This is a genomic window from Paenibacillus sp. WG02, from assembly GCF_055396115.1.
On the sequence record NZ_AP036016.1, the window covers coordinates 3,228,911 to 3,242,818 of the forward strand.

The following is a 13,908-nucleotide window of genomic DNA, read 5'->3' on the forward strand; positions in this document are numbered from 1 at the left end:
ATTGACTGCTAACCAATGGATGAAAACACCAAAAGGATATGTCGCAGCTTCCATGGTTTTCTTTCTACTCATAGCCTCCATCTGGTCTCAAGATATCAGCGGCATTTATAATGGACTTATAGCCGTCAGTGTTTCCTCTGCCGCGGATATGATTTGTTCCCGAATTGCCAAAAAGAAGCGATTTATGCCAGATGGTGCAGTGATAACAGGGTTAATTATTGCGTTAATCCTAGGCACAACTTCCCCATGGTATATGGTTGCTGGCACTTCCATCATAGCTATTTTGTCTAAACATTTGCTTGTTTATAAGAAAAAACCGATCTTTAATCCAGCAGCCTTCGGACTGCTTCTGTCGATCCTTTTCTTTCGATCCGGACAAAGCTGGTGGGGCGCATTCGGGGATCTTCCCACATGGTCAGTCGTGTTTCTATTAATTGGCGGATACATGGTAACGAACCGAGTGAATAAATTTCCTCAAGTTTTTTCATTTCTAGGGACTTATTTCATCTTATTATTGATTATGGGGATTTTAAATGTCGGAGATGCCACTGACGCACTTCGATCACCTTTTATTAATGCTTCCCTTTTCTTTGCCCTTTTTATGCTTACAGATCCGCCTACTTCACCAGCTAAGGTTAAGGATCAAGTCATTTTTGGCATCCTTAGCGCGGTCGTTGGTGCAGTTATATATGGCATTTTTGGCGGTTTGATGTACTTATTTATTGGTTTGCTTGTCGGGAATCTATACCACATCCTTGTACCGAAGCTTAGGAACGCCGCTATTATTAAGCCTATTTCTCAGTCGCGTTAGTCGTAATGGTGGAGCATTATTTCATCTTAAAATACAGGGCCCTACTAAGGGCTTCTGTCTTTTTTTATTTGAATATACTATAATTATTTCAATGTTATAGAACAGTTCAGCGAGGTGTGAACCATGAGCACGGGCCATTCGGAGCTTCATACGAAGCATGAACAAATTACGAAATATATTGAATCTTTGGCTGTAGGCACCAAGCTGTCCGTTCGGCAAATTGCTCAAGATCTAGATGTGAGTGAGGGTACGGCTTATCGTGCCATCAAAGAAGCGGAAAATATCGGTCTAGTGAGCACCAAACGGCGGATCGGCACAATTCGCATGGAGAAGAAAGAAGAACCCGTTATTGATAAATTAACGTTCGCGGAAATCGTCAATGTGGTGGAAGGCGTAGTGCTAGGTGGTTCTTCGGGTATACATAAGTCTTTGAACAAATTCGTGATTGGCGCGATGCAGCTGGAGGCCATGCTAAAGTATATTGAGGCTGGCAATCTGCTCATTGTCGGCAATCGTGTACAAGCACACATGTGTGCACTAAGTCAGGGAGCTGGCGTATTGATTACCGGTGGTTTTGATACCACGCCTGAAGTGAAGGAGCTTGCAGATGAACTGCAGCTGCCTATTATCGGCAGTTCATTCGATACATTCACGGTAGCCACAATGATTAACCGGGCCATGGAAGATCGGCTTATTAAGAAAAAGATTATGATCGTCGATGACATCGTGCGCAAAGACAGCCCTATTTATTCGCTGCTCGCTTCTAATACGGTCAAAGAGATGCAAAAGCTGGTTGAGGAAACGACGCATACACGGTATCCTGTCATCGATGACCAACAGGTGCCGATTGGCATGATCACGACAAAGGACATCATGGGCGCGAAGCCGAATCAGCTCATTGGCACCTTGATGACTCCTAATCCGTTGATGATTAACTTGAAAACGTCGGTAGCATCAGCCGGACATACGATGGTGTGGGAAGGTATTGAGCTGCTGCCCGTGATAGATACCGATCGCAAGATGATCGGTGTCATTAGCCGTAAGGATGTTATGAAAGCGATGCAGCACATGCAAAGGCAGCCACAGAACGCAGAAACGTTCGAGGTGCAGATCTATTCGGGGATCGACGAGCTGCGGGATGAGGATGGCAAGGTGTATTTCCAAGGAACGGTTACGCCGCAAATGACGAACTTTGAAGGTTTAGTCTCTGAGGGTGTACTGACAACGATTATGATTCGAGCCGCTTACCGTACGGTTCAGGAACACAAGAAAGGCGATCTCATTCTGGATAGTTCTTCCAGCTATTTTCTAATCCCGCTGCAAATCGATGATGTCATCGAAATTGTACCTTCGATCGTAGAGATGAGCCGCAGATTTTGCAAGATTGATATGGAAATCAGGACGAACGGCACTAGAGTAGCTAGATCCATGTTTACGGCACGTATCCTATAATAGTTTAAGAAGAATAGCCATCTATTGAGGTGGCTATTTTTGTTTTGTGGAAGCATAAGTTAGCACAGAAATTGATATGTATTATTTATCAAATAACGAAGTGCGAGCTGGTTATCTTGGTTTACGGAATAAAATGGGGGAGGAGTCACAGCCAATGAATGTATGGATCTTTTACTTAATGCTAGCTTTAGCGCCTTGGGGAAATGTGGGGAATCAGGATGATCAGCTCAATCAAGTTTGCTCCAGCATAAATGAAAGCGCAATCATTAGACCGGCAGTGGATACGAAGGTTATTCATTATATGAATCAAGCTATTTTTCTTACCTACCACCATCTGGATGAAAACGAGTCATTTGTGACGATTACCCCGGCTAAATTTAATCAGCACCTCCAGGTTTTAAAAGAAAACCATTATAATGTGATCCCGATTGAAGATTATAGCTGTTTTGTTGAGCATCGAAAATCTATCCCCCCGAATGCTGTCGTGATTACATTCGATGATGGCTATCGATCTTTTTATGAGAAGGCATATCCTTTATTGAAAAAGCAAGGGTTCCCGGCAACTAACTTTGTTGTCTTAAGTTACCTGGATTCTGATTATCCATCGCTACCCTTTCTTACATGGAAGCAAACGCAGGAGATGAAACGCGATGGATTCAGTTTCTATTCTCACACGTTTAACCTTCATCAGAAAAAGAGGGGAGACGCCGTAAATGCCGTACCTGCTATGACGAATCACCTATACCTTGAACAGGAAAAACGGTTGGAGACAGAAGAGGAATGGAGAAAAAGAGTCCGTGAGGATCTTTGGTTAGGCGAAGCCATGTTGAAAACGCAGCTGGATAATAAGCTTTCCATGCTGTGCTTCCCTTTTGGAGAGTACAATCAGACCGTTATGGATGATGCGAAGGAACTTGGATTCCGTTATTTTATCACGACGAAGGAAGGGATTAATTCGGGGGACAGCAGAGAAATAAATCGGTTGAATGTTGGCATGCCCTATATATCCGCGGACAACTTTCTGAAAAAGCTGCAAAGCTATGATCGTAAAAAGTGACGGGTATCTCTACTTTGGTAGGTGGTTCCAAGCATACATGAAGAGCTGCCCCGCTGATGTATTTATCATTTTTGGGACAGCCCTCTAATGTAAAATATGGATGAGAATACTCCTTATTTACGTGAGGTTATCTTCATCCGCACTGCCAGATTGTTCTGTCCGTGCTTCTGCTAATTGTGCATGTGCTTGGTCAAGCTGCTCGTGTGCTTGTTGAACAGCCCTTCTTCGATGAGTACTAATCGATTGTGCTTGATTCAGTTCGCTAAGGGCATCAGCTACTGCATTATGGGCTTCTGTTTCTGCACGTTGTTGCTCGGATTGTTGGTCAGACATGGCATACATCTCCGATCTATTGTTTTTGTTGGCAAAGTTAATATTTCCACAATTTGACTAAAATATTCGTTATCCGTATCGTATAACTAAATAATGAAAAGGTGGGAGAATCATATGGGGAAAATGAATAAACTAGGCGGAAGCGGTTTTCATCATGTTGCCATTCGAGTGGAAGTAACTCAAGCGAAGGCGCGGGGGACTGGGTTTTTCAACACGCCAGAAAGTATAAATTTCGAGGTAGAGCTTAAGGGTATCCCCTTTCTAAGGTGGCCATTCAAAAACTTCTGCAATTGTGCAAAGTCGGCTGTCGATTCATTGTGGACAAACACTAACGAACTCAGAAAACGTTATGAAGCCCAAAAGCGGGCTTTTGCTAGCCTAATGAATCGAGAAAACGCTATTGCAGGAAAGACAGCCCTAAATCACGCTTTTTCGATAACGTAACGAGGCTGCGATTCGTTAGCCATTCGAGTATGCGCATGATGAGGACAATTGCGTGTGCACGGTTCGTTAGCTCTGCGACAGCTTCCAAAATCGGTCTGCAGAGAAAAGAAGATGATCATGGAGAAAGCGGATATGGGCGGTTGTAGCCCTATATCCAATTCCCTCCCCAAGCTCAAACATATGGATTAGCACACAAAGGACCTGAGGCAAAGCCTCAGGTCTTTCTTCATGAAGAGCAATCGTGTCTTTACACGATTAATCGCGAATGATAAAATTAAAATCATACACGATATATAGTATATGATGAAAATTAGGGGGCTAATCCTGCATGAATAATTGGAAGCTATGGTATACAAACGCTGCACTGAACTGGTCGCAAGGACTGCCAATTGGCAACGGGAGACTAGGTTCCGTCATTTATGGCGGGATCGAGAAGGAAACCTGGAGTATGACAGAAGTGACCTACTGGTCTGGAAAAACGGAAAGGATCGAAAGCCAATCTAAGGGCAAAGCTGATCTAGATCAAATGCGTGAGCATTTCTTCGCAGGGGATTACAAGCGCGGGGAAGAGCTGGCTCAGCATGCACTGCAGCCTAAAAAGCAAAATTTCGGTACGAATTTGCAGATGTGTAATTTACTCCTGAATGTGGAACATCAAGGTGAGGATCTTCAGCGTGTTCTAAACCTCGAAAACGCTATTTTTCATACTTCTTACAGTGTAAATGGGAATAACTTTACCCGGGAAATATTTGCTTCGCACGCGGACCATATTGTGGCTTCGCGCTTTTGGAGTGAACACGAAGGAAGCATTACATTCGCGTTAGGAATAGAAGGTCTGACTGACCATTTTACGAAATCGTTTGCGGAGGACGCTACGATTACTTTTGAAGGGCAAGCGACGGAAACCATGCATAGCGACGGTAAATGTGGCGTTTTCTGTCAAGGCATGGTCAAAGTTGTGGCACAGGGCGGAACCGTTGTTGTAGAGGATAATCAAATCGTCGTAAGAAACGCAGATGAAGCCTGCATCTACTTTGCTGCTAATACCGATTATGGAAAAAGAGATGACTCATGGCTTAATGAATCTGAGCACCAACTAGCACTAGCCATAGCGCTTGGCTATGCAAAGCTAAAAGAAAATCACATATCCGATTATCATCGCTTGTATGGCCGAGTGAATCTTGACCTGGGTCATTCAGACGCGTCCCACCTACCTACAGACGAAAGAATCCGTCTTCTCCAGAACGGACACGATAATGATCCGCAATTGTTCGCCTTATTTTATCAATATGGCCGCTATTTGACGATTTCCGGTTCACGTGCAGATTCTCCTTTGCCTCTTAATTTACAGGGCATTTGGAATGATGGTGAAGCCAACCGTATGCAGTGGAGCTGCGATTATCATCTCGACATCAACACACAAATGAATTATTTTCCAACGGAAGTCAGCAATTTGGCAGAATGTCACATCCCTTTAATGAGTTATATTGAGCAGCTATCGTTGGCAGGCCGTACTGCAGCGCACGATTTTTATGGGTGCGAAGGCTGGGTGGCGCACGTATTTTCAAATGCATGGGGGTTTACGGCTCCAGGCTGGGAAACGTCATGGGGACTGAATGTTACAGGCGGCTTATGGATTGCAAGCCAACTGCGAGAACACTATGAATTTAGCTTAGATCGGGAATTCTTAGCGCAGCAAGCTTATCCTGTGATGAAAGAAGCAGCCGCCTTTTTCCTTGACTACATGACGCTGCATCCCCAATATGGGTGGCTTGTAACCGGACCTTCTAACTCACCGGAAAATAGCTTCTATATCGAAGACAACGTTTATCAATTGTCGATGGGTTCAACACTCGATCAAGTGTTGGTTCGTGACTTATTCGTCTTTTGCTTGGAGGCTGCTGATACGCTTCAAGTGGATTACGATTTGCAAGCAAAGCTGAAGCAAGCCATTGATAAGCTGCCGCCTCTTCGTATCGGTAAACGAGGACAATTACAGGAATGGCTTGAGGATTATAAAGAAGCACAGCCGGATCATCGTCACCTATCTCATCTAATCAGCTTACATCCAGGAAACCAAATCACCCTAAGAGGAACACCAGAACTGAGCGCCGCTGCGAGAACAACACTAGAAAATCGCATGTCTCGCGAGGCGTTGGAAGACGTTGAGTTCACGGTTGCCTCCTTTGCAGCGAGCTTCGCCAGATTAGAAGACGGTGAACAAGCTTATAAGCATTTAACCCATTTAATCGGTCAATTATGCTTCGATAACTTATTAACGTTTTCCAAACCGGGGATTGCCGGAGCTGAGAAACAAATATTTGTCGTAGATGGAAATTTCGGAGGGGCAGGGGCGATAGCAGAAATGCTGCTGCAAAGTCATGCCGGAGAAATTAATTTGCTTCCCGCACTTCCAAAGAAATGGCATACTGGTAAAGTTTCAGGACTGCGGGCCAAAGGAAATATTGAAGTAGATATCGTTTGGGAGAACGGTGAGTTGATGGAGGCCACGATTCAAGCATTCTCAGCGGGTCAAACATTTCTGCGCTACCGTGAACAAAGCGTTCCGCTCGTTCTAACGCCAAATTTAATCTATAGAATTGATAAGCAATTGAACGTGACTCAGTAGGATTTAAGGAAATTTGTATGGTCTACGACCCAATTGTACCTATGCGATCATGCCCTGTATCTATATAATCAGTCATGTAGTAAGCGCTACCATATAGCGGAGATACAGTTTTACAGATAGGCATGGACTGCAATCCGGGGGGATAGAAATTGAATTCACAAGAACAAGCACGCAAACACGCCATTATTTACGATCGTCCTGCAGCAACCTTTTTTGAAGGGGCACTATTGGGAAACGGAGGGTTGGGGGCTGTCGTTACGACTAGACCCGATTCGGTCCTTATTCATTTCGGACATAACAATGTATGGGATATTCGGATTGCCGAAAAAAATCAAGAACATATAGGGACCTTTGAAAGCTTATTCGCCAAACTGAAAGATATCCCAGACACGTATGCTTCATTAAGCGAGGAAGAGTGGTACCGCGATTATGTTGCGATGACTAGCGAGAACTACAGCTTCCCCTATCCTAGGCCGATGCCGTGCGGTTCTCTACTGCTGGGCTTCGACCCGCGGACCACGGAAGTGCTAGGACATACGCTGCATATAGATAGCGGGATATGCGAAATCCATTTCCTGAATGAAGGGGCTTCGGCCACGCTTCAGGTTTTTGTCGACCAGCAAACGGATCGCCTATGGGTGGCAATGAAAGACTCTGATCGACCCGAGAGGGCTGCTTCGTTCTTCAATCGACTGAAGCTTATTCCAGATCCTTCCACCCCCAAGGAGATTCCTTTGCTTCGAGCTGCAATCGATGCTTCCAACAAGCAGTTAGCGTTCCACCAAACGCTTCCCTTTTCCTGTCTAGAAGAAGAGATGCGAGATGGACATCCTAATGACCGTGTGTTCCGCTTATCAGCAAGGATCTCGCCATCGATTACGGTACAAGAAAGCAGTCAAGAGCTTGAAGTGTTGCTGGGTAAAGAAGCGGGTTTCTTCGTTTGCGTTCAATTAGAAGAAGGCTTTGAATCAGCCATTCGTCATGAAATAAAGCCGATTGATCCGCCGACTAAGGAGTCATTTGCGAATGCGTTGTCAGGCTCGTTGGAGAGTTGGAACGACTACTGGTCACGTTCGGGCGTCATTTTGCAGGATGAATTTCTAGAGCAAGTCTGGTACCGGAATTTATATTTCTTCCATTGCGCTGTGAAACCAGAAGCTACTTGCCCAGGATTGTTTGCGAATTGGAGCTATGGCATGATCGGTGCGGATTGGCATGGCGATTATCATATGAATTACAACACACAGCAGCCATTTTGGGTTGCGTTCTCAAGCAATCATGTAGACAAACATTTGGCCTATGTAAACATGGTCGATCATGTTCTCCCGATCAGCCAAAAGTGGGCGAAAGAATATTACGGCCTTCGCGGTGCCTATTACCCGCATTCTGCTTACCCAGTGGACATGAATGTCATGCCATATCCCGTGCCGCATTGGGGCTGGGAAATATGCGAAACACCATGGACCGTGCAAAGTCTCTGGTGGCATTATTTGTACACGATGGACAAATCGTTTCTAGCTGAGCGAGCTTTCACACCTATGAAAGAAGCCGTATTGTTTATGGTCGATTATATGAAACGTCCAGAAGCGCATGGAGAAGGTTGGGGCGATGACCGCTATCATATTTATCCTACGGTTGTGCCTGAGTTGTATGAGTTAACGCCTGGCTTCAAGAAAAACAGCGATTGCATCGTCGATTTGACGTTAACGAAGTTTCTGTTCAACGCCTTCACTAAGGCGTGCGACGAGCTTGAGCGAAACGAAGAAGAAACCGAATTGCTTACTGAGATCCATGAGGTTTTGCACAAATTCCCCGAGTATCCGACAGCGGAATCGCAGCGGGGTAAAGTGTTCGTTTCCGTGTCGAGTGAAGATCCCGAAGTCGTGTATAATGTTCCCAACGGAGTTTCAACGATTTTCCCAGGAGAAGACCACGGCTTGCATTCATCGCCTGAGCAATACGAGATCGCCGTTAATTCCTATAAGAATCACCGCAATGAAGGCGGAAACGATCTTGTTTTCTATCATCTTACCGGGGCGCGATTAGGTCAGCTCGATCTGGAACGTTTTAAACGTCAAATCAAATACTGCCTGCTTCCAAACGGAACCTGTACAGATAAAATACTGCAATCTGGCGGGCGATACTCGGACACAACGGCTTTTGATTATATGGGATCGATGGGCATATGGTTTGAGAATTTTGCATTGCCCGCTGTTATCAATGAGTGCTTGATGCAAAGCTACAACGGCATTCTTCGTTTTTTCCCTAACTGGTCCAAAGAAACGTATACAGAGTTTGCCACGCTGCGCGCAGTCGGAGGCTTTCTTGTAAGCGCTGCAGCCGATCAAGGTGATATCCTCTGGATTGACATCTATAGCGAGGCTGGCTCCCGACTTCAGATCTACAATCCTTGGGAAAAGGGTGTAAAATGTATACATAATAGAGGGGAAGAAATACTTACAGGGAACATTCTCACGTTGGATACAGTAAAAGGTGAACATATTCGCTTCCTTAGAATTTAGGTGCAGGTCATTTACGAAAATCAGAAAAGACCCGTCTAGGGGTTTTTTTTGTTGAAGAATCGTGCTAACTTGTTAAAGAACGTATTCCGAAACCTCCATGATGGAAGGGAGAACTGCCAGTGCCCAAGTATTCCAGATTATTTCGAAGGTTTCTGATCTCTTATATCGTTATTTTGATCATTCCCAGCATCGCGGGCTATATGTCATACCGTACTTCGATCACCGTCACGCAATCGATTTCGATTGAGAATAATGTGACACAGCTTCAAAAGAGCCAAGAGATTCTGGAACGCAGAATGGCCGAAGTTGAAAGTTTTACGAGACAATTGGCTTTAAACCAAGATCTCAGTGTCCTTTTGAACGAAAAATTGGTTGATGATAAAGCCAATGTGTATGGCGTATGGAAAATAACGAGAGATATTAAGGCCTACAGCCAAACAAATGATTTTTTGAAGCAATTCTATATTTATTTGACGAATTTTAACGTCGTTGTGACGCCAGGCAATGCTTATTTTCGCCCTGAGCATTACTATCAGACTTCTCATTACAGCAATCTTTCCTTGGACGAATGGAAAAAAACAGTATTAGAGAAAACGCATAGAAGCGAAATCATGCCGTTGAGTCCGTTTGTCAATAACGGCGTACAAACCTCAGTCATCACTTTTATGCAATCGCTCCCATTAGACAGCTTTAGTGATTCTTCACCGGCCACGGTTGTCACCATTATTGATGAACAAACCATCAACAGTGTTTTGTCTGGGTTAAGAGATCCTAACGGCGGTTGGACGCATATTAGTGACGCGGAAGGACATACCATTAGTTTGCAGGGGATTAGTCAACAGGAAATGGATCACTTATCCGCGGATAGCCGCTTCGATAAAGGGAAAGTCAGTCAATTCTATGACGATGATCTTGTGATACGGATTCAATCCAAGTCAACGGGTTGGGTATACAGCACAGGCATTCCAAGGCATGTCTTAATGGAGAATGCGAATAAAATCAAGTACATCACGTGGTCGGTGACCGGTGTTGCGCTGCTGATCGGACTTTTTGTCGGATTTATGCTGTCTTATCGCAATACGGCCCCGATCAATAGGCTGCTTAGTGTGATGAAGGAGCAGTTTGGCAAGGATGCAACGACGGAGCGCAATGAATATGATTTCTTGCAAGGCAATATATCGAGTATCATTATCAACAACAAACGGCTTGAATCTGAGCTAAATCGGCAGCTGCCATTAATTCGCGATGCCTTTTATAAAAGGTTAATTGCGGGGGAATTTCAATCGCGGGAAGAATTGATTTCTGCTGCCGAGCAGGCGGATACAGGGCTAAATATGAATGCCGGTTTCACGGGTATTCTGCAAATCAATGGATATTCCGGTATGGAAAGCGTTGAAATTCTCAACGAACTGAATGCGGCTAGACTCATTCTGAAACAGATTTTAATAGATTCAGGCAGCCACCTGCATGTTCATATGACGGATTTGGGTTCAGATCGTATAGTAACCCTATTTACGTCAGGAGAAAAAGATGAAGGTGAAGAAGTTAGCAAGGAAGATATCGAACTGCTCGTGGCTAATCTCGCCAATCTGGCCTTTACCGATTATCGAATTACCATTACATCAGCACTAAGCGATCCCTTTTCCTCCGTCATGGAGATCAGCCGTTCTTATGAGCAAGCCAGACAGGCCTTAGAATACGCTGTATATATGAATAGAAAAGGAATTGTTTGGTACAGTGATACACGAATAGAGAGTAACACGTATTATTATCCAATCGATGTGGAGCTGCGATTAATTAGTACGATTAGAGCCGGCGATGTAGAGGAAGCCGAGCGGATCGTGAAGTCGATGATCGAGCAAAATACCGAAAATCGAGAGCTATCGGTGGAGATGAAGCATCAGTTCATCGGAGAAGTGAAAGGGACGATGCTTAAATTACTCGATCAGAAGGCTCTCATGGAATCTCCTATGTTCGAGAAAATCAAAAATCGGATCATTAGTATCCAGGCCACTGAAGCCATTGAGCTCATTTCGCGGGAAATTAATGAGATTATCTCAGCTATGTGCGGCCTCATCACAAGTAAAAAGAACGATGCGCACATTAAAACCGTGAAGCAAATTAATGAATATATCGCTGAAAAGTATTCAGATCCCGATCTAAACTTATATCGGATAGCCGAGATTGTAGAGCGTCCAGAAAAATACATCTCCCAATTGTTTAAAGAGGTAACGGGGACGAATTTATCCGATCATTTGGAAAAAGTTAGAATGGACCACGCAGCGACTCTTTTAAAAAGAAATCAATATAACGTGGATGAAATCGCTTCGTATGTTGGCTATAACAGTTCACATTCCTTCCGAAGGGCGTTCAAGCGAGTTATGGGCGTATCCCCAAGCTCGTTCAGACAGTCCCCAGAAGAATGAAAATCCTAATCGCTTAGGCGGTTAGGATTTTTTTTGTCTTATAAGGCTGTAACGGGAAAAATGGCCGTTCGAATAGGAGAAATGTCCGCTAAATACGGGTTATTTGTTCGCAAAACGACGCAATTGTACCTATACGAGGGCCACAAAAGACCCCTATAATCAGCCATATGGAAAGCGCTATCAAAACTACACGAGAAGTTTAGGGGGGAGCATTTTGGAAAAAGGAATGGTAATCGAACGCAGCAGAGTGGCACCAAAAGAGCGTGGAGGCCTCCTTACAGCAGCGACAAAGAGTTTTAGAAAACACTGGCAATTGTATCTTATCGTCATTCCGCCAGCCTTGTTTTTCCTTATTTTTAAATACTATCCGATGTTGAATGCCGTCCTTGCTTTTAAGGATTACAACGTTACTAAAGGGATATGGGGAAGTCCTTGGGTGGGATTCAAACATTTTAAATTGTTTTTTGAGAATCCGATCTTTTGGACGTTAATTAAAAATACGCTCCTCATTAGCGGATACTTATTAATCGTCGGGTTTCCAATTCCTATTTTGTTAGCATTAGCTCTTAATGAAATACGCAACGGCAAATTTAAGCGGTTTGTTCAATTGGTTTCGTTTGCTCCTTATTTTATATCCACCGTCGTTATGGTATCGATTATCATGCTTTTTCTAGCACCTCGGTTAGGCTTTGTGAATGTCGCGATGAATCATTTCGGACTGGGATCTATCAATTTTCTCGGTGAACCCGGCATGTTCCGCTCGATCTATGTGTGGTCGGATATTTGGCAGACAGCAGGCTATTCAGCAGTTATCTTTCTGGCTGCATTAGCGGGAGTCGATCCTTCACTCTATGAGGCAGCCAAAGTTGATGGCGCTTCACGGTTTCAGAAAATCCGTCATATCGACTTGCCTGGCATCATGCCAACAATCACGATAGTTTTCATATTGAATGTAGGAAGTGTCATGTCGCTCGGTTTCGAAAAGATTTATCTGCTGCAAAATCCGCTGAACAAGATAAGTTCCGAAGTGATTGCCACATACGTGTATCAAATAGGTTTATTGAACGCGAACTATAGCTTTGCAACGGCGGTGGGATTGTTTAATTCCGTAATCAATTTAATTCTGCTAGTTGGTGTGAATATGGTGGCAAAGCGCTTATCGAATACGAGTATCTGGTAAATAATGGAGGAACCAAACGATGAATACGATGAAAACGACGATTAAAGATTCGGTTGGCGATAAACTATTTTTGATTAGCATCTACGTGATACTGAGCCTCCTATTAGTTGTCGTCTTATATCCGCTTATTTATATTTTTAGCAGCTCGTTCAGCAGTCCGTCGGCGGTAACTTCTGGCCGAGTGTGGCTATGGCCGGTAGATTTTTCCCTCAAGGGTTATGCAACTCTCATCGAAAATCCGAAAATTGTTACAGGCTACGCCAATTCTCTTTTTTATACGGCTGCCGGAACGATCATCAGTGTAGCGCTTACGATCATGATTGCTTATCCGTTATCACGTAAAACGTTGTTCGGAAGAAATATGCTGATGATGCTCATTACTTTCACGTTGTTATTTAGCGGCGGATTGATTCCTACTTACTTGGTTGTGAAGCAGATGGGGCTAATCGATACAAGATGGGCCTTATTGATTCCAAACGCGATATGGGTATGGCAGGTGATCATTGCGAGAACGTTCTTCCAATCCTCGATTCCGGATGAATTAATTGATTCCAGCGAAATCGATGGATGCAGCGATCTCAGATTCATGTGGAGCGTCGTGGTTCCGTTATCAAAACCGATCATAGCTGTTCTGTTCTTAATGTACGCTGTGGGTCAATGGAACTCTTACTTCGATGCCCTTATCTATCTCAAAACCGCTAATCTATTTCCGCTTCAGCTCATCTTGCGCAGCATTATCATTCTTAACAATAGCTCAAATGCCACGGATGCCTTGAAACAGGTAGAAAGACAGCAGTTGGCAGAGCTTTTGAAATATTCACTGATTGTCGTGGCAACGCTTCCAGTCCTCATCATCTACCCGTTTGTGCAGCGCTACTTTGTTCAAGGGATGTTGGTAGGTTCTGTAAAAGGGTAATTGAAAGAGGGATACCGTGTCTTATTGAAGAATTGAAAGGGGTGATTGACTAAACACATAGCGTCTAAGGTTTAAATGATAGATAAGCAAACTAGTCAATTCAAAAAAGGGAGCGGATTCAATTGAAAAGAAGATCGG

10 protein-coding genes are annotated in these 13,908 nt (G+C 44.0%); 9 read left to right on the top strand and 1 reads right to left on the bottom strand.

Features of this window, described 5'->3' with window-relative positions:
* The first annotated feature begins 1 nt into the window (after window position 1).
* The 3 genes from ACBP55_RS14260 to ACBP55_RS14270 all read left to right on the top strand — a co-directional run bounded on the left by ACBP55_RS14260 (window position 2) and on the right by ACBP55_RS14270 (window position 3,320).
* Entirely contained in the window at window positions 2-811 is an 810-nt protein-coding gene (locus tag ACBP55_RS14260) for an RnfABCDGE type electron transport complex subunit D (RefSeq protein WP_464652462.1), read from the top strand.
* 123 nt (window positions 812-934) lie between these two features.
* Window positions 935-2,263 carry a DRTGG domain-containing protein gene (locus tag ACBP55_RS14265; protein ID WP_464652463.1) on the top strand — a complete coding sequence of 443 codons (1,329 nt, stop codon included), beginning with the start codon at window positions 935-937 and terminating at the stop codon, window positions 2,261-2,263.
* 154 nt (window positions 2,264-2,417) lie between these two features.
* The gene (locus ACBP55_RS14270) at window positions 2,418-3,320 is read left to right on the top strand and encodes a polysaccharide deacetylase family protein (protein WP_464652465.1); all 903 of its coding nucleotides are present in this window, start codon (window positions 2,418-2,420) and stop codon (window positions 3,318-3,320) included.
* A 117-nt stretch (window positions 3,321-3,437) separates the two neighbouring features.
* On the opposite strand, the gene ACBP55_RS14275 is transcribed toward ACBP55_RS14270, so the two are convergent.
* Complete coding sequence (locus ACBP55_RS14275) at window positions 3,438-3,653, bottom strand: hypothetical protein (RefSeq protein WP_029195778.1); 216 nt, start codon at window positions 3,651-3,653, stop codon at window positions 3,438-3,440.
* Window positions 3,654-3,767: 114 nt separating this feature from the next.
* Between ACBP55_RS14275 and ACBP55_RS14280 the strand changes: the two genes are divergently transcribed.
* The 6 genes from ACBP55_RS14280 to ACBP55_RS14305 all read left to right on the top strand — a co-directional run bounded on the left by ACBP55_RS14280 (window position 3,768) and on the right by ACBP55_RS14305 (window position 13,770).
* Window positions 3,768-4,097: a hypothetical protein gene (locus ACBP55_RS14280; protein ID WP_464652467.1), complete on the top strand. Its 330-nt coding sequence runs from the start codon at window positions 3,768-3,770 to the stop codon at window positions 4,095-4,097.
* 328 nt (window positions 4,098-4,425) lie between these two features.
* Window positions 4,426-6,726, top strand: a complete 2,301-nt coding sequence (locus tag ACBP55_RS14285) for a glycoside hydrolase family 95 protein (protein WP_464652469.1) — start codon at window positions 4,426-4,428, stop codon at window positions 6,724-6,726.
* A gap of 149 nt (window positions 6,727-6,875) precedes the next feature.
* The gene (locus ACBP55_RS14290; protein ID WP_464652471.1) at window positions 6,876-9,248 is read left to right on the top strand and encodes a glycosyl hydrolase family 95 catalytic domain-containing protein; all 2,373 of its coding nucleotides are present in this window, start codon (window positions 6,876-6,878) and stop codon (window positions 9,246-9,248) included.
* 119 nt (window positions 9,249-9,367) lie between these two features.
* On the top strand, window positions 9,368-11,674 hold the full coding sequence (locus tag ACBP55_RS14295; protein ID WP_464652472.1) for a helix-turn-helix domain-containing protein: 2,307 nt from the start codon (window positions 9,368-9,370) through the stop codon (window positions 11,672-11,674).
* A gap of 226 nt (window positions 11,675-11,900) precedes the next feature.
* Window positions 11,901-12,854 (top strand): ABC transporter permease, encoded by a 954-nt coding sequence (locus tag ACBP55_RS14300; RefSeq protein ID WP_464653318.1) that lies wholly within the window; start codon window positions 11,901-11,903, stop codon window positions 12,852-12,854.
* A gap of 19 nt (window positions 12,855-12,873) precedes the next feature.
* Window positions 12,874-13,770 (top strand): carbohydrate ABC transporter permease, encoded by an 897-nt coding sequence (locus ACBP55_RS14305; protein ID WP_029195783.1) that lies wholly within the window; start codon window positions 12,874-12,876, stop codon window positions 13,768-13,770.
* The last annotated feature ends 138 nt before the right edge of the window (window positions 13,771-13,908 follow it).